Source organism: Streptomyces sp. NPDC088354 (assembly GCF_044753585.1).
Taxonomy (GTDB): domain Bacteria; phylum Actinomycetota; class Actinomycetes; order Streptomycetales; family Streptomycetaceae; genus Actinacidiphila.
Map to the genome: position 1 here is coordinate 1 of NZ_JBIVNJ010000047.1, position 16640 is coordinate 16640.

14 protein-coding genes and 2 pseudogenes are annotated in these 16640 nt (G+C 69.7%); 9 read left to right on the plus strand and 7 right to left on the minus strand.

The window, feature by feature from the left end; translation table 11 throughout:
• The 5 genes and pseudogenes from ACIP98_RS37005 to ACIP98_RS37025 all read right to left on the minus strand — a co-directional run.
• Window positions 1-354, minus strand: a pseudogene (locus ACIP98_RS37005) (dehydrogenase); the annotation flags it as partial.
• Window positions 355-500: 146 nt separating this feature from the next.
• Window positions 501-746: a hypothetical protein gene (locus ACIP98_RS37010; protein ID WP_401980581.1), complete on the minus strand. Its 246-nt coding sequence runs from the start codon at window positions 744-746 to the stop codon at window positions 501-503.
• Window positions 747-1193: 447 nt separating this feature from the next.
• A complete protein-coding gene (locus tag ACIP98_RS37015) occupies window positions 1194-1814 on the minus strand; it encodes a hypothetical protein (protein WP_401980584.1) in 621 nt (206 codons plus the stop codon).
• Window positions 1815-1975: 161 nt separating this feature from the next.
• Window positions 1976-2488 (minus strand): hypothetical protein, encoded by a 513-nt coding sequence (locus tag ACIP98_RS37020; protein ID WP_401980587.1) that lies wholly within the window; start codon window positions 2486-2488, stop codon window positions 1976-1978.
• A gap of 572 nt (window positions 2489-3060) precedes the next feature.
• On the minus strand, window positions 3061-3591 hold the full coding sequence (locus ACIP98_RS37025; RefSeq protein WP_401980589.1) for a hypothetical protein: 531 nt from the start codon (window positions 3589-3591) through the stop codon (window positions 3061-3063).
• A gap of 276 nt (window positions 3592-3867) precedes the next feature.
• On the opposite strand from ACIP98_RS37025, the gene ACIP98_RS37030 reads away from it, so the two are divergent.
• On the plus strand, window positions 3868-4434 hold the full coding sequence (locus ACIP98_RS37030; protein ID WP_319665816.1) for a Uma2 family endonuclease: 567 nt from the start codon (window positions 3868-3870) through the stop codon (window positions 4432-4434).
• Window positions 4435-4912: 478 nt separating this feature from the next.
• Here the strand turns inward: ACIP98_RS37030 and ACIP98_RS37035 are convergent, their stop codons facing one another.
• Complete coding sequence (locus ACIP98_RS37035; RefSeq protein WP_401980592.1) at window positions 4913-5392, minus strand: hypothetical protein; 480 nt, start codon at window positions 5390-5392, stop codon at window positions 4913-4915.
• Window positions 5393-5888: 496 nt separating this feature from the next.
• Between ACIP98_RS37035 and ACIP98_RS37040 the strand changes: the two genes are divergently transcribed.
• The 8 genes and pseudogenes from ACIP98_RS37040 (at window position 5889) to ACIP98_RS37075 (ending at window position 14320) form a co-directional block, all read left to right on the plus strand.
• Window positions 5889-6935 (plus strand): aldo/keto reductase, encoded by a 1047-nt coding sequence (locus tag ACIP98_RS37040; protein WP_401980595.1) that lies wholly within the window; start codon window positions 5889-5891, stop codon window positions 6933-6935.
• A gap of 69 nt (window positions 6936-7004) precedes the next feature.
• A complete protein-coding gene (locus ACIP98_RS37045) occupies window positions 7005-7757 on the plus strand; it encodes an SDR family NAD(P)-dependent oxidoreductase (protein ID WP_401980596.1) in 753 nt (250 codons plus the stop codon).
• Between the two features lie 57 nt (window positions 7758-7814).
• On the plus strand, window positions 7815-8633 hold the full coding sequence (locus ACIP98_RS37050) for an oxidoreductase (RefSeq protein ID WP_319665821.1): 819 nt from the start codon (window positions 7815-7817) through the stop codon (window positions 8631-8633).
• A 93-nt stretch (window positions 8634-8726) separates the two neighbouring features.
• Entirely contained in the window at window positions 8727-9401 is a 675-nt protein-coding gene (locus ACIP98_RS37055; protein ID WP_401980599.1) for a TetR family transcriptional regulator, read from the plus strand.
• Window positions 9402-9909: 508 nt separating this feature from the next.
• The gene (locus ACIP98_RS37060; protein WP_401980601.1) at window positions 9910-11529 is read left to right on the plus strand and encodes a tannase/feruloyl esterase family alpha/beta hydrolase; all 1620 of its coding nucleotides are present in this window, start codon (window positions 9910-9912) and stop codon (window positions 11527-11529) included.
• Window positions 11530-11573: 44 nt separating this feature from the next.
• The gene (locus ACIP98_RS37065; RefSeq protein WP_401980603.1) at window positions 11574-12164 is read left to right on the plus strand and encodes a DUF308 domain-containing protein; all 591 of its coding nucleotides are present in this window, start codon (window positions 11574-11576) and stop codon (window positions 12162-12164) included.
• Between the two features lie 386 nt (window positions 12165-12550).
• Window positions 12551-13086, plus strand: a pseudogene (locus ACIP98_RS37070) (flavoprotein).
• 700 nt (window positions 13087-13786) lie between these two features.
• A complete protein-coding gene (locus ACIP98_RS37075; protein WP_401980605.1) occupies window positions 13787-14320 on the plus strand; it encodes a GNAT family N-acetyltransferase in 534 nt (177 codons plus the stop codon).
• A 133-nt stretch (window positions 14321-14453) separates the two neighbouring features.
• Here ACIP98_RS37075 and ACIP98_RS37080 read toward each other — a convergent pair whose 3' ends face one another.
• Window positions 14454-15752 carry a hypothetical protein gene (locus tag ACIP98_RS37080; RefSeq protein ID WP_401980608.1) on the minus strand — a complete coding sequence of 433 codons (1299 nt, stop codon included), beginning with the start codon at window positions 15750-15752 and terminating at the stop codon, window positions 14454-14456.
• Window positions 15753-16640 lie beyond the last annotated feature (888 nt).

A 16640-nucleotide genomic window follows, 5' to 3' on the forward strand; every position in this document is an offset into this window, starting at 1 on the left:
GCGCTCGGCGGCCAGGAGCAGTGTCACCGCCAGCTCGGCAGTGGGCTCGCCGTGCACGCCGTTCGCCGTGGCGACGCGCGTGCGGGAGGGAAGCAGGCCGAGGAAGGGGTCGAGGTAGTCGTGCCCGGAGCTGAGGACCTGAAGGACCTCGAGCCGCTCGGCGCGGTGCAGCAGCCGGTCCAGGATCTCGTGTTGCTTGGCAGGAACGGGCGGGACGACGACGAAGCGCACGTCCCGGGGATCGGACGGGAAGGCCGACAGGCCGTCCCAGAAGTGGTATGACAGACCGTCGGGCAGAGGGCCGGGAAATTCGCCGGACCGATAGGGGAGCCAGACCGCGCGGCTTTCTCGCATGATTCGCAGTGCTTTTCTGTGGAACTCGGAGTACGGGCGTGCCACGTCGGGCTTCTGGGGCACCGGCTCCTCAGAGCAGCGGCTTTCCGTCGCGGACGGTCGCGTCCGCGCACCCGGAGCTGACATCGTTGTCACACGTGAACCGTTCAGAACGCTAACACACGCCCTGGAACTGGTAGTGATGTCGGCGCAGACTCGGCGGTCTCCCAGGCGTCCTCGGAGATGTCCACGCCGACCGCGTCGACCTTGCTGCCGAGCACCTTCGCTATGCCCTCCGACCAGCCGCCGGGGCCCGCGAACAGCTCAACCACGCGGACCGGGGCGCCATTGACCGCCGACCAGCTGCTGCAAGGGACTCCGGCTCCGAAGCCCTGGGCGACGTCGGCGGCCACGCCCTGGCCGCTCCACTGACCGCGCGAACAAGCCCCTCTTGGACGACCGGCCGTCCAGAATGGACCACCTCCCACTCCACCGCTGCCTCCGGCGCCCAGAGGGTGCTGTCCAGAGCACCAGGTCGCTTTCTGGACGGACGTTCGTCTAAGATGTGGGAAGGTCGGCCCAACGAACTTGCAAGGAGTTCCCGTCGGCAGTCGCCGCCCTGCACGACCCTGTTTCACGCGCCTGCTACGACCGCTGCCGAGCCCGCGGAAAGACCCACACACAAGACGCGGTCGCTCATGCGCTCTCTCGTTTCGTGTGGGCTTTTAAGCAGCCCGGACGGTATCTGAACGCCTCCGAGGTCTGTTCGCCCGGTATAGAGGTGGAAGATGCCCGTGATGACCTGGAGCGGGCGATGCTGCACCTTCCTCCCGGCGCCAAACGGGACTTGGGTCGACTGATCACGCGCATTGATGAGGAATTCGAGCGCCGTACCCTGCCCGAGCCCAACAACATCGAGTGGGCAATGTCGGGCTGGTGGTGGACCAGAATGCGTGAACGCTGACGGGCCCGGGCTCGTAGCCCTCTCCTGCAATCGAACGTCCCGTCACCCTCTGCGACCGTTCCCCAAGATCTGTGCCAGAACCCGGAACCCGTCGACAATCGCTGTTCCTGGAAGCCACTTCGGCGACTTTCAGGGCCTGGGTGCGGGTGAGGGGGAAGCAGGACAGCGCGCGTGCGACGGCGGAGTCGAGGGTGAGGTCCTCGGGCACGTTCTCGAGGTCGTCCTCGATCGCGAGTCGGGCGTAGGCCAGGTATTTACGGGCGAGGAGATGCGGGTGGCGAAGTCTGACTTCCTGGTCGATGAAGTCCAGCAAGTGCGCGATGAACGCGAACCGCAGCTCCTGGGTGATCGACGGATCCCGGTTGACGGGGTAGGAGTCCGTGGCGGCGATATCGGCCAGCGCCAGGGCCCAGTGGGCAGGCGAGGGCAGCTCCGCTGCTTCCTGGCGGATGTGGGCAGGAAGCAGCGGAGCTTGGACCTTCACCAGGCGTTGGTAGAGGGCCATGATGGCGATCATCTGTCACGGCTCCTCTGTTCGATCGCGTCCTGCGGTACTTCAACGCCAATGTTCCGGAACACGCTCACAGCTGGCTCCGCGGCCGCTCTCACGAAATTTGTGCATAACCCGCGTTGGTCTGCCTGGTCGGCGCCGGCCACGCGGGCTGCGTGCTGTGCGTCTCAGTCCGCCTGCGGCAGGCCGACCTCGGTGTCCCACCGGCGGAAAAGGTCCCCGCAGGTGGTGGATGGCGTCGGTGCGCGTTCGGCGAGGGTGATCAACGCGTGGTGCAGTTCCCTGCTCAGTCGGAAGAGCCGGTGGCTGTACGGTCCGCCCCTGTAGACGTACAGGCGGAAGACACCGACCATCTGTCCGTCACGGGTGCCGTCGGCGAAGGCGGCCGGGACCCCGGCAAGCAGTTCGATGTCGCTCTTGCCGATCGCCGCGTCGGCCACGGCCTTGAGGGGCAAAGAACCGAATTCGACAGCGGACAGGGAAGCTTCGGTGGCGGCAGCATGGGCGGCCAGAGCTGCGAAGATCTCGATCAGCTGCTCGCCTTCCACCGTGCTGATGCCCCACCTCTGCAGGGTCTCGTGGCGGCGAGCCTGACGCCACGGTTCCTGGTCCACCAGCGGCAGCAGGACATGGCCCAGGTGAACGCAGCGACGCCACAGCAGGTCGTGGTCAGAGGTCACCGTCGATCCTCTCTACGCCTGTGAAGGGCCTGCTGTGAGGACCAGCCTCTGCACGGCTGGCCCCCCAATTTCCTACTACATACAGGCCACGTACAGAAGGGGGCTGTGCGCCGTCCCGTGCCCCACCTGGCCGCTCGCGCTCACGAGGGTTCCCTCGGTAGTTCGGTTAGGGCAGGTGGCGGCGCCGGCTGCATCCCCCGCTTCCCCTCGCCACAATGTGGCGGGTGGCGGGTGGCGGGTGGCGAGGGTGCGGGGGTGGTCGGGGCCGAGGACCTGACCACGGGCACTGTCGCGTTCAGCACCGGCGGCGCGGACACCGGCCCCTCCTGATCGCGCCATCCGGCCCCGCGACGACCGACCGGGCCACCCCTGCCCCGGGGGTGTGCCGCGGTCATTGTCCGGGTTCGACCGGCAGTGACCGACCTGGCGGGGGCGTCGGCTGCTCCACGTCCGCATCCCCTGCCGCGCCTTGTCCGTGACCTCACACGAAGGTGCCGCCTTGAGCGTAGCCCCCAAGAGAAGTCAGACCGCCGTGACGAGGCACTTCCCTTCGCGGTTGTCTGTGGGTCAGCTCAGTCGAGCTCCCCCAGGTAGCTCACAGCTTGACCGAAGTCGTCCCGCGCGGCATCGAACTCGTGTGTGGCGACGTGGAAGGTGGAGCGGTCGATCAGGATCCTTGCGAGTGTTCGCGTCCCGCCTTCAGGGTCGTGCCGTGACAGCTGACGGGCCAGGCCGACTCCGTCGTCGAACAGGGCGCGCACGCGCTCCGCGAACAGATGGGTGCGGTGTTGCCAGTACAGGGCGGAGCGGACGGTGAGGACCCGGTGCAGCCGGACCAGTTCGGCCAGATGCCGGTCGGGATGCTCGCCGGCTCGCGGCGCAAGGGCGTCGACCTCCTCACGGAGAGCGTCACGACTCTCGAAGTAGCGCCGCCTGGCATCGGGCGACCATTGGCCGGGCGCCGTCGCCAAGGGGGGATGTGGCTCACCGGACAGCGGCCGATCACTCTCGGCACCGGAGAAGCACAACAGGACCGCCCAAAACGCCGCCTGATAGCCACTCCAGGTCATCCGCTCACCGGTGTCGGCCAGCTTCGTCAGCAACGCGAGGGCCTCCTGACGCACTGCGGCAGACTGATCCACAGGTATGGACAATTACTCCGCTTGCGGGGAGCGCGATCCACGTCGCGACTGGCGATGGCCTGCGGGTCTGTGAGGGCTGTGTCGTTTCCTGGTCCCGTTGCCCCGCTCATGGGGTCCGTGTGTCGGCGTCGGGTTGTGGGAGTGTGGTGTCGGCGCTGACGGACACAGGCGTGGCCTGGTCTCATAGACTGAGCGTGCAGGCGTAGGTCCATTGCTGCTGGCAAGGGGAGGTATACCGTGACCGCTGACATGATCGCGCCGGAGTGGATGCACACGCCGATCACGGCGGCGCAGTACGACTCCTGGTCTGCGGAGCAGTGCAGGGGTATCGAGATCGTTGACGGGATGGTCGTGGTGAGTCCGAGCGCGTCCAAGCGTCACAATCGGCTCGCGCGGCTCCTCGCCAATGCGCTGGACGCCGCCGCTTCTGCGGAATGGAACGCGGACACAGACGTCGATGTCCGTCTCCAGGATGTTCCGCTCACGAATCGTCGTCCCGACGTCGTGGTCTACCGGGCGGACACGATCGACATCACGCCCACGAGGCCGGAGCATGTGCTCCTGGTCGTGGAGGTGGTCTCGCCCGGCTCGGAGACCACCGACCGGATCGTGAAGATGGAGCAGTACGCCAAGGCGGGGATCGCCTTCTACTGGCGTGTGGAGCAGACAGCCAACGGGGTTCCTCTGGTGTACACCTATGTGCTCGACCCGGCAGCCGGGGTCTACCGGGACGGGGATGTCTTCACCGACGTCGTGAAAGCCGCGGTGCCGTTCCCCCTTGAGATCAGCCTCAGCTCGATCTGACGCACAGCCACCCCTGCTCGGACGTCTCGCCACCACCTGCGAGGGCGGGGAGGAATGAGACCTGTAGGGGGGTACGGCTGCCGCTGATCGCCGTCCGCGACGGCGTTGCGGCGCCGTGGCGCACGCACCCACGACTGTCCCGCGTTTTCCCAGGTCACAGCATGCTTCCCCGGAGTGTACGGTCCGGACTTCGCCTCACTGCGGTGGCCGCGCATGACAGCAGTGACCGCCGACACAGGCCGCCCGAAGCTCCCGGTGCGCAAGACAGCGCACGCCGCCCTCACCCTGGCGGCTGTGAGCAGGGCGGTGTAGCGGCTGCGGGCGACGGCTCAGATGGCCTCGCGGGCGACGGCCAGGGTCCCCTTCCGCGGGCAGTCGCCTGCGCCATCACCTGCGGCATCATCTGCGGCAACGCCTGCGCTGTTACCTGCACCATCACCTGCGGCGGATTTCTCGCGGCCTTCCGCATTCTGGCTGGTCACGCGGCCATTCGGCCCAGCGGCGCACTCTGACATCTGTGTGGTGGGGTGGGCTGGCTGCTGGCGGTGGCTTCCCTGCTCGGGGTGCGTCCGGGTCTTGGGCCGGCGTGGAGCGTGGCCGGCGGGGGCGCTGCGCTGGGCCGGGGCGATGGGGCGCCGGGTGGGAAGACCCGGCGCGGAACATGCCGGCGGAGCGACGACGCCCCGTCACTTTTGCGCTCCCTCTCCTTCTGCGCGGCCTGCCGCGCCCGGGCCTCCTGACGGCGCGCCAGATCCTGCTCGACCTGCTCTGCCTTCCGCTTGCGCTCCGCGTCCTGCCGCTTCTTCTCCCGCTGCGCCGCCGCCCACCGCTGCGCCTGATCCCGTTCCTCCTTGGCCGCTGCCCGCTCCTTTTGCGGTCGCTCCTGTGCCGCAGCGTGTGCGCGGCGGGCCTCTTCCTGCTGCAGGCGTTTGTGCTCGGCGGCCTTCGCCTTCTTCACCTCAGGGATTTCTTGCGGGCCACGGCGTCCCCCTCAGATCCGTCGTGTCGCTTGATGTGAAGCCATGCCCGCCCGACAAGACCAACAACCCCTCGCCTGCAGCTGGAGCACTGCGCTCTTGGCGACGAGCCAGCCACCACGCTCCGGTGGTCGTTGCGGCGAACGCGTAACCCACCGCCCAGCCGGAAACTGCCTTTGGCATCAGGACATGGCCAAGACCCGTAACCGCCGCGCATGCGGCCGCGCACACCGCGGCACGCGCGAGGCGATATGCAGGCCGTCGGTGACCAGGCGGCGCCATAGGCCGATGGCTCCGTCGGCGTTCCTTCGCCACGGCCCGGTGGGGTCGAGCGACACACCCCGGGTCGGGGTTGCGCACCTCACTCCGGGCCACCAGAACTAGACAAGAGGCCAGTGGACCTTTACTGTGGAGGCATAAGGTTCCAGTGGCCTCTTAAAAGGCTGCGGGGCAGACTTCACCAGAAGGCGGCAGGGCGTGAACGAAGACACCACAGCAGCAGCGCGTACGCCGCTGGGCAGCTCCGGCATCTCTGTGCGGCCCGTCGGCCTTGGACTCATGGGGATGTCGCAGTTCTACGGAGCGGCGGACCCGGGCGCCTCAGTCGTCACCATCCAGGAAGCGATCGAGCTGGGCGTGGAGCTGTTCGACACCTCGGACTACTACGGGGCGAGCAGTGCCACCCCGGGCCGGCCGGTGCCGGGCTTCGGGCACAACGAGGAACTGCTGGGACGGGCCCTCAAAGGCCGCCGGGACCGGGCGGTCGTGGCGACCAAGTTCTCCGCGCGCCCCACCCCCGAGGGCCGCAGCTTCTTCGACGGCCGCCCCGAGTACGTGAGGGCCGCCTGCGAGGCCAGCCTGAAACGGCTCGGAACGGACCGGATCGACCTGTATTACTACCACCGGCTGGACCCGGCCGTGCCCGTCGAGGACACCGTGGGCGCCATGGCCGACCTTGTCGTCGAGGGCAAGGTCCGGGGAATCGGTCTGAGCGAGGTGAGCACGGAGATCCTGCGGCGGGCCCACGCCGTCCACCCCGTCTCCGCTCTGCAGAGCGAGTACTCGCTCTGGGAACGCGGCGTCGAGGCCGAGGTGCTGCCGGAGTGCCGCCGTCTGGGCATCACCCTGGTGCCCTACAGCCCGCTGGGCCGCGGCATGCTCACCGGAGCCTTCCGCCGGGGAGTCGAGTTCGGCCGCGACGACTTCCGCTCGACGCTGCCCAAGTTCCAGGGCGAGAACTTCGAGAGCAACCTGCGGCTGGTCCGTGAGCTGGAGCGGTTCGCCGTAGGTGCCGGCGCCACCCCCGGCCAAATCGCCCTCGCCTGGCTGCTGGCCCAGCACCACGACATCGTCGCGATCCCCGGCTCCAAGCGTCCGGACAACGTCCGGGCGAACCTCGCGGCCACCTCGGTCCGGCTCAGCGCCGACGACGTGGCCGGCCTCGGCGCCGTGTTCGACCCCGTACGGGTCAAGGGCGCCCGCTACGGAGCCCTCAACACCCTCCAGGACGACACCGGAAGCTGACGTCCCCACCGGACACCGCACACAGGGGCCCGGCCGCGACCGGCCGCCCCTGGGCAAGGAGCACACATCATGAACTTCGACGACCAATTCGCCGGCCGGACCGCCTTCGTGACGGGCGCCGGCAGCGGCATCGGATCCGACATCGCCCGGCTGCTCACGGCCCGCGGGGCCGCCGTCGCCCTCGTGAGCCGTCAGGAGGAACCCCTGAAGGAGCTCGCCGGCCAGATCGCCGCAGCGGGCGGCAGGGCCCTCGTCCTGCCGGCCGACGTCAGCGACCCGCTCGCTGTGAAGCACGCTGTCGCCGAGACCGTCGGCCACTTCGGCGCCCTGCACCTGGCCGTGAACAACGCGGGCACCTCCGGCGCCCTCCACGAGGTCCCCGACCTCCCCGAGGAGGAATGGAACAGGACCGTGGGAATCAACCTCTCCGGCGTCTTCTACGGGATGAAGTACCAGATCCCGGCGATCCGGGAGGCCGGTGGCGGCGCCATCGTCAACATCTCCAGCGTCTTCGCCGACCGCGGCCTGTCCGCCCGCTCCGCCTACAGCGCGAGCAAGCACGGCATGCGCGGACTGACCCGCACGGCGGCCTTCGAGTGGGCACGGCACGGTGTCCGCATCAACGAGCTCCAGCCCGGCGTCGTTCCAGTGCCTCGCCAGCAGGGCAACCCCGACGAGGTCGCGAAGATCGCCGAGGGCATCCCGGCCGGCCGGCTCGGCACCGGGGTGGAAGTGGCCAAGGCCGTCGCCTTCCTGCTCTCCGACGAGGCCTCCTACGTCACCGGCGCCCACCTCGCGGTCGACGGCGGGTTCCTGATCTGAACCACGAAGACTCCCGCCCCCCTTTCCCCATCGAGCAACAGAGACAGAGGTACCACCATGAGCAAGACCTGGCTGATCACCGGAAGCTCCCGCGGCCTGGGCCGCGCAATCGCCGAGGCGGTCCTGGCGGCGGGCCACAATCTGGTCGCGACCGCCCGGCGCGTCGAGTCCCTGAACGACCTCGTCGACACCTACGGCGACAAGGTCCGCCTGGTCACCCTCGACGTGACCGACGCCGCCGCCGCACGGCGGGCCGTGCAGACGGCCGTGGCGGCCTTCGGGCGCTTGGACGTCGTCGTGAACAACGCCGGCTACGCCGACATGGCTGCCGTCGAGGACATGTCCGAGCAGGCCTTCCGCGACCAGATCGACGCGAACCTCCACGGCGTCGTCAACGTCACCCGGGCCGCCCTGCCCGTCATGCGCGAGCAGGGCTCGGGGCACATCGTCCAGATCTCCTCCGTCGGCGGCCGCGTGGGCGGCCCTGGCCTGGGCGCCTACCAGGCGGCCAAGTGGGCGGTCGGCGGCTTCTCCGAGGTCCTGGCCAAGGAGGTGGCCCACCTCGGCATCAAGGTCACCGTCGCCGAGCCGGGCGCCATGCGCACCGACTGGGCAGGCTCCTCGATGGCCACCCCGCCGGTCAGCGAGCCCTACAAGCCGGTTGTCGAACCCGCGATCGCCCGCCAGCGGGCGTCGGACGGCAACCAGACCGGCGACCCCGCACGCGTCGCACACATCCTGCTGGACATCACGGAGTCCGAGGAGCCGCCGCTGCGTCTGCTGCTCGGCAAGGACGCGGTCCGGGTCGGCCGGGCCGTGGCCGAGACCCTCGCCGCCTCCGACGCCAAGTGGCGTGAGGTGAGCGAGTCCGTATGACCCGCGGCATCGGACCTGCCTGCCCGGTCGGGGCTTAGGCTTACGGCAGGCGGCGCCGAGTGCGGGCCGCGAAGGCTTCCCGGGGAAGTGACAGTGGCAGACGACCGGTCGACGCAATTCCAGCGGGCGCGAAGCGCCGAGCAGCGCGAGATCCGCAAGCAGGCCATCATCGACGCCGCGACACAGCTCCTGGCGGAGATGCCGGTCGGCGAGATCAGCCTGCGCGAGCTGAGCCGGCGGGTCGGGCTTTCGAAGACCAACGTCGTGCGGTACTTCGAGACCAGGGAAGCGGTCTTCTTCGAGCTGCTCAACCGGTCCCTCGCGCAGTGGATCGAGGAGCTGCCCGCCGAACTCCCGTCCGCGGGGGCTCACGCTGACGCCTCACCGGAGGCCGTGACGGACGCCCTGGCCCGGTCCCTGGCCCGCCGGTCCCTGCTGTGCGACCTGCTGAGCGCGCTGGGGTCCGAACTGGAGCGGAACCTCTCCACCGAGTCGGCGCGCGAGTTCAAGCTGGCCCACGGCAGATTGCTGGGCAAACTGGCGGATCTGGTACAGCGCAACATCACCGCACTGACGCCGGCGGCCGCCCGGGAGCTGGTCTCCCTGACCGTCGTGTGCACGGCCGGACTCTGGCCGTTCACCCACCCCTCGGAGGCGGTCGCCGAGGCCCAGCGGGACCCCGAACTCGCCGACACGCGGGTCGACTTCGCCGAGCGGCTCGGTCGTACCCTGCACGTCGCCGTCACCGGTCTGCTGGCCCTGGGCTGACGCCCGCGGCCGGTCCGCGCGGATCGGCCGGCAAGCCGGGTCAACGGCTCCGGCAGCTCCGTCTCGACGTGCGCCGAACCGTCGGGCGGGCGTGTCCGGGGCACGGGATGCGCCTCGACCGCGACCTGCCCGGGCCGGGCCGCAGCGGCGACCGCACCAGCGTCCGCGAGGCCCACCCGCCGGTCGTGCCCGGCGAGTTGACCTGCTACTCCCCGGCGGGTCCACCCCCTGACCCGGTCTCGGATGTGCGGCGCGCCGCCGGACGGATCGCATCGAGGCCGTGGGTCACACCTTTGGCACCCCACCCACTTTCGTCACCCACTTTCGTCACCACCTCAACCGGTGATACGTTCGGATCGGTCTCGACGCCCCGAGCCGTCTCGGGGCGCCTGCCGAGGTCACGGGGCAGCCCGCCCGTGGACCCGCCCTCGCCCTTCCCGTCGTGTGATGCGCACATGTGTCGCCGCGTCGGGCGCCCACCTACTCAGCGGATGTGAAAGCAATGAAGATGAAGAAGAAACTTCTGACCGCGATCGCGGCCGGAGTGCCGCTGGTCGCGGCGGTGTACCTGCCGACCGCTTCGGCACAGACCCCGACTCCCGCTTCGGCCAAGCCGTTCGACTGCGCCTCCATGCCGGTGCGCGCCCCTGCGGGGACCGAGGTGGAGGCCGTGGCGGCGGTCCGCGACGTGGGCGGCACCATCAAGGGGACCGGCGTCCTGCGAGGCGAGGTCACCGGCGTCCCGGCCTTCTGCAAGGTGACCGTCACCCTCACCCACCCGGGCGAGGGCGACCACGCCACGGTGACCACCTGGCTGCCCGAGAAGCGCTGGAACGGCCGCTTCCAGGCGCTCGGCGGCAGCGCCTACCTCGCCGGGGACAACGGTGTCGGCATGGGCACCGCCGTCAAGAACGGCTACGCGGCGACCACCACGGACGCCGGCGTCGGTGACGCCCTCGACGTCAGCTGGGCGCTGAACAGCGACGGCGAGGTCAGCACCACCCCGCTGAAGAACTTCGCCTCCCGTTCCCAGCACGAGGCGGCGGTCGTCGGCAAGGAGGTCGTCGGCGCGGTCTACGGCAGGCACGCCGCCTACTCCTACTTCACCGGCTGCTCCACCGGCGGACGCCAGGGCTACATGGAGGCCCAGCGACACCCCGACGACTACGACGGCATCCTCGCCGACGCGCCCGCCGTCAACTGGGACGAGTTCGAGGTCGCCACCCTGTGGCCGCAGGTCGTCATGAACAATGAGAAGACCTTCCCGTCCGGCTGCGAGCTGGACGCGTTCACCGATGCCGCCGTCAAGGCGTGCGACTCGCTCGACGGCGCCAGGGACGGCCTGGTCAACGACCCGGAGCGGTGCGACTTCGACCCTCGCAGGCTGATCGGCACCAAGGTGGCCTGCGACGGCGTGGAGTTGACCGTCACGGCGGCCGACGCGGCCGTGGTGCGCAAGATTTGGGACGGCCCGCGCACCGCCTCCGGCAAGAAGCTGTGGTACGGCGTCCCCATCGGGGCCGACCTCAAGGGCCTCGCGGCCGTCACGACCGGCCCCGACGGCACCGTCGAGGGCAGCCCCTTCCCGGTGCCCGCCGCGTGGGTCCGGCTCTGGCTGAAGAAGGATCCCTCCTTCGACCTCTCGCAGATCACCTACCGTCAGTTCACCCAGTTGTTCGAGCAGTCCCAGGCCGAGTACGACAAGGTGATCGGCACGGACGACCCCGACCTGTCCGGCTTCCGCGCGTCCGGCGGCAAACTGCTGACCTGGCACGGTCAGGCGGACCAGTTCATCCCCACCCAGGGCACCGTCGCGTACCGCAAGCAGGTCGAGCGGAAGATGGGCGGCTCCGAGCGGGTCGACGACTTCTACCGCCTCTTCCTCGCCCCGGGCACCAACCACTGCGGCCTGAACGGCACCGACGGCTCGGCCGACGGCCTTGCCGCGCTGACCGCCTGGGTCGAGCACGGCAAGGCCCCCAAGACCCTGCCCGCCGCCCTGGTCGACGCCTCCGGCCAGAGCGTCACCCGTGACCTGTGCAGCTACCCCGAGGTGTCCCGCTACAAGGGGCACGGAGACCCGAACGTCGCCTCCAGCTTCCGGTGCCTCCTCCCGCCCCGGCACTGACCTCGCCGCTACCGATCCGACCCATCCGAGAAAGGCCGAACCCCATGAGTACGCAGACGGCGACCGCCCCGACCCGGGGAGCGACGGGAGAACGTTCCTCTCTGCTGAGGCTGTACCTGGGCCGCGGCGTACTGGCTGTGGTGTGGGCCCTGGTGTTCGCCGGTGCCCATGACCCCGTCGACGCCCCGGCGATCACACTGCTGGTCGTCTACCCGCTGATCGACGCCGTGTCCTCGCTGATCGACCACCGCGCCACCCCCGACGGCTCCGAGCGCCGAGTCACAGCGTTCAACGGGGTGTTGAGCGCGTTCGCCGCCCTCGCCGTCGGCATCGCCGGAGCGGGCGGCGTGGAGCCGGTGCTCCACGTGTTCGGCGCCTGGGCGGTCGTCTCCGGAGCAGCCCAAACGGTCGTCGGCCTGCGGCGGCGCGGCCCCGAGCTGGGCAACCAGTGGCCGACCCTGATCTCGGGCGGACTGTCCTTCCTGGTCGGCGTCTTCTACAACATCCAGGCCGTGGGCGACAGCCCCTCGCTCGACGTGCTGTCGACGTACGCCACGGGCGGCGGGGTGTGGTTCATACTCCAGGCACTGCTGCTGGGCTGGAAGAGCCGCCAACTGCGCACCCCAACCGCCTGACGGTCCCACCGCATCCGTCCCCGGCTCGCGCCTCACGGCGCGGTCCGGCGACGAGTCTGCGGTGGTGACGCCGGTGAATCCCACTTGCCCAGGATATGCAGCACCGCCTGCGGGCTTGTGACCGGATTCGACCTGATGAACGAGACTGTAGGAGTAGCCGATGCTCTGGGCGAGACCTCGCTGGGTCAGGCCGGCGAGCTTTCGTGCGGCGGCAATGCGTGTACCGGAGTGCTCGTGATCACCTCTGGGCATCTTTGCCCTCTGTACCCGGCAGCCATCTGGAACAGTCCCCGCCGCATCCGCCGTGGCACCGGCGATCGCCCCGACAACCGCTTCGGGCAGAGTCGGTTGCGCGTCATGGATCACGGGGGGTTGGGGTGGGGGGTATGACGCGCACCATGTACCTGTTCGCCAGCGCCGCGCCGCCCGTTTTCGACATCGCTGGGGTGATCGACGATGCTCAGCGGCGTGGCTGGGACGTGTGTCTGGGGCTCACGCCGACTGCGGCGGACTGGCTGGACGGCAGCCTGGAAGGGCTGGCGGCGTTGACCGGGCGGCGTGGCCAGTCCGAGGGCGGCCCGGTGAGCCGGGTGTCTGGCCGCTGGCCGAGGTCATTGTCTTTGTGCCGGCGACGTTCAACTCGGTTTACTCCTGGGCGTTGGGGCTCACGCGCCACTTTGTGGTGGGGGTGGCTGCCGAAGGCATCGGCAGGGGTATCCCGATGGTGGCGGTGCCTTGTGTGAATGCCGCCTGTGCGCGGCATCTTCAGTTCGGTGAGAGCGTCGCGAGGTTGCGGGCGATGGGTGTGAGTGTGTTGTACGGCGACGGCGGCTTCGCCCCGAACCGGCCCGGGACCGGAAAGCCCGTCGGCTGTCCCTGGGACCGGGCGCTGGATACCGCGGAGGCTTTGGTCGGGGGATGACCGTTCCCATCGGGTGTGGCACTGCTGGTCCCGGCCACGTTCGCGGTCGCCGGGCCGGCTGACTGGGCGGCCCGTAACGACGGGTCGGCGCCCGGGGCGGCCCGGGTCGGGGGTTTGTGTGTTGCGGTGTAGGGGGGTGTCCTGCGATGCGCATTGGGCGGGGCGGCTGGGGCCTCGGGATTGCGCATGGTGAGCGCGGTCCCGCTGCGCTGCGTTGCGCACGGCGATGCTCGTTAAGGTGTGTTGCGCGAGGGGGTTGGGCGTGTCTTCTTGCGGATGGGCGGGTTTGCCGGCGGTGCAGCGGGTCCTGTTCGTTCGTGGGCCCGGGGGCTGCGGCGGCTGTGTGCGGGGCCGTATTGCCGGTGGCTGCTGGTGTGTGGTGGGCCCAGGGGGCGTTGACGGTGGCTTCGTTGATGTCCGGGGGACAGCGTTTGTCGACGGTTTTCGGAGGCAGCTAGTGGTCAATGAGCTCGGAGATCTTGAGGAGAAGTGACGGCACTGCCCTGTTCGTGAAGCGGGATGTCGGCGTGCACGCCAACGTGCCCGACTGGGGACGGCCGAGTACAGCCGAGCGTGCACAGGTCCAGGACGGCGCTCAGGGATGGACCTCGGTTGTCCCGCGTTTCGAGCGTCCACGATCGGCAGGCCCGACGGCGCCCCATGGCACGACTGCGCGTTCGCCCGTGAGACGGTTGCTGCCATGACTGTTGGCGTGCCAGGCAGCGAGGTTGTCCTCGAGACGAGTCGCCTGCTGCTCAGACCTTGGCGGGCAGCCGAGGCCGTCGTCCAGCGTGAGCTGTGGACCGAACGTGACCCACGAGTACCGCCGCACCGCCGAATCGGCGCCGACGGACACCCCACGGTCGCAGAGCTCGAGGATTCGATCCGCACCCACAAGGTGTGGTCGACCGGGTTGCTGGCGGTCGAACGGAAGGCTTTTGGTGACGTCATCGGCTACTGCGGGCTGGTCGACAGCGGGCGAGGGTCGGTAGGGGAACCGGAACTGGCATTCGAGCTGCTCCGCCGAGTCTGGCGTCAGGGATACGCGACCGAAGCCTCGCTGGCGGTTCTGGAATGGGCGAGATCATCTGGGTACGAACGTCTGTGGGCCACGGTCTGGGACTGGAACACCGCTTCTCGCCGAGTGCTGGCCAAGGTCGGGTTCACCGAGACCGATCGGAAGGAAGTCGACGCGGTGCACGGGACCACCCTGTTCACGACGAGGCGGCTCTGATACGACCGGACCAATCGGTGCTGTCCAGGCAAGAGACCTGGTGTCTCCCGAACTCATGAACATCATCCGACCGTGGTTGAGGGGGCCTCCCGTACTCATTGACGGGTGATGTCGTTACTGCTCGATAAGCGGTTCACGGGGAGTGCCGGGTGCGGCAGGGGCATTTGCGGGCGCGGCCGTCGGGGTCGGTGGTCCAGCCGTGGTCGCATTCTGTGCAGTGGGTGGGTTGTGGGGGGTGTGTGGTGGGTTGGGGGGTGGTGGGGGGTGTCCAGTGTTCGAGGTGGCGTTTGAGGTCGTACCAGGTGGGTTTGCGGGCCATGGCGGTGGCTGCCTGGGTCAGGAGCTGCTCTGGGATGCCGGTGGCCAGGAGCACTTGGGCGGTGTGGGCGATGCGGCCGGGGGCGAGGGCGGGGACGGGGTGGTGGTGGCGGTGGCGGGCGGTGGTCCAGGCGTCGGCGATCCGGGCGGCGGCTGCTGCGTGTGGGGTGCCGGGTGGTGTCCCTGCTGGTGTGGGCGTGCCGGGGTCGGCGGTGCCGGGGGTGTGACTGTGTGGGGCGGGAGCGGCTGCTTGTGGGCTGCCGGGTGCTGATCGGGCTGCTGCGGGCGCGTTGCCGGCGGCGTTGCCGGTGTTGTCGCCGGTGGGGTGCGGAGGCTGGGACGGCGGGCCGGTTGGGGGTGCTTGTCCGGTCGGGATGGTCTGTCTCTTCGGTGCCGGGGCGGTCGGGTGCCGGGGCGCGGTGGGTGGGGAGGAGAGAGAGGAGTTTGTTCTGTCTTGCTTGTTCAGTCTTGGTTCTTCAGCCGACGGGTTTCCGGTGGTCGGCTGACCGGCGGCCGGTTCACCGATCGTCGGTTCACCGACTGCCGGTTCACCGACTGCCGGGAACCCGTCACTCGGCCCGGCCTGCGCGTCTTCGGTGGTGTCGCTGGCGGAGTCCGGGGCAGGCAGGTCCGTCGTGGCCGGGTGGGGGGCCGATCGTGCGGTGGGGGAGTGGGTGGGGGCCGGTTCCGGCGAGGCTGGTGCTGGTGGGGCGGGCTCGGGTGGGGGGATGTGGCGGTTGCGGGGGTCGAGCCAGGCCGGTTCGACGCGCACGGCCCGTGTTCCGGTCGCGTGGGCCAGGAGGTGGTGGACGTCTTCTCGGCGGTGGGGCAGGCCGGAGACGGAGAATTCGGTGCGCCATGTGCCGTCGGTGGCGTCCTGGATTTTGAGTTTGACGATGTAGCCGCAGGCGACGAGGTTCCGCATGGCTTTGGTGAGGGCTTCGCGGCCGGGTTTGCGGGTGTGGGCGAGGGCGGCGATGGTGAAGTCCGCCCTGTCGGGCAGGCGCAGCGCCATGGTGAGCAGTCCGACGTCCAGGACGCTCAGGCGCTGGTCGTCCACGGCGCGGTTGTCCACGGCGACGAACCGTGGGGGCCGGGCGGGTAGTTTCCTCACGGGCCGTCACCTGTTCCCGCGGGTGTGGCCGTATCGGGTGTCTGGGGCGTCCGTCCCCGGTGGGGGAAGTGTCCGTGGTGCGCGCCCGGGGGCGCGGTGTTGTGCCGCCGTCCGGCCGCCTGCGCCGGCGTCCGTTGTCCGGGCGGTGGTGCCCGCCGGGTGACGACCCGCGGCGGCTGGGCCTGTCAGCTCGCGCTGCTCGAGGTCGGTGGGAGCCGCGCCCTGCTGGGCCGCGGGAATTCGTCCCGGCCGGGCATCGCGAGCCAACAGGGGCCGGTCCCGTTGTGCGGACGGGCCAGGCTCGCACGAGCCGTCGACGGGCAGGCGTCTGCCCCGCGAGGGTCTGCGGCGTGGGGTGCGGGCGGGTCCGGTGTCCGGTTCGAACACGGACCGCACGGCGAGCGCCAGTGGCCTTCGGTACGGGCTGGGTATGCCCGTGCCGGTGGTGCGGGCTTCGGTGACGGTGGCGGGCAGACGTGAAGCGGCGGCCATGCGGGCTCCCGGGCGCATCGACGTGGGTGGGTGTCATCCATGAAGCCCGGTGGCACTCACCGATTCGCTCACCGAAAAGGGGGGTGACAGATCACAATTCGGCATCACCTGCAGTCGGTGAGTGACGGCACGTCACCGGTGAGGAAGCCGGGTCCACTCACCACCGCAGGTCACCGCGCCGGGCGGGAACTCACCGCTCCCCGGCCTGCCCCTCACCTTGAGCCGGGCGCCGCGACATGGCGGCCCGCGGCTGTCGATTGCCTGCCGGACCACTGGCCGTGACAGGCCCGAGGCGTCGCTCCGGCGCGGCGAGACGGCGGGTGCGGATCTGTGCGCGGACCGCTCGTCTGCGACGGTGAACCCCGCCGCGCAGCGCCAGTCCCGTCGTCTCCTCGG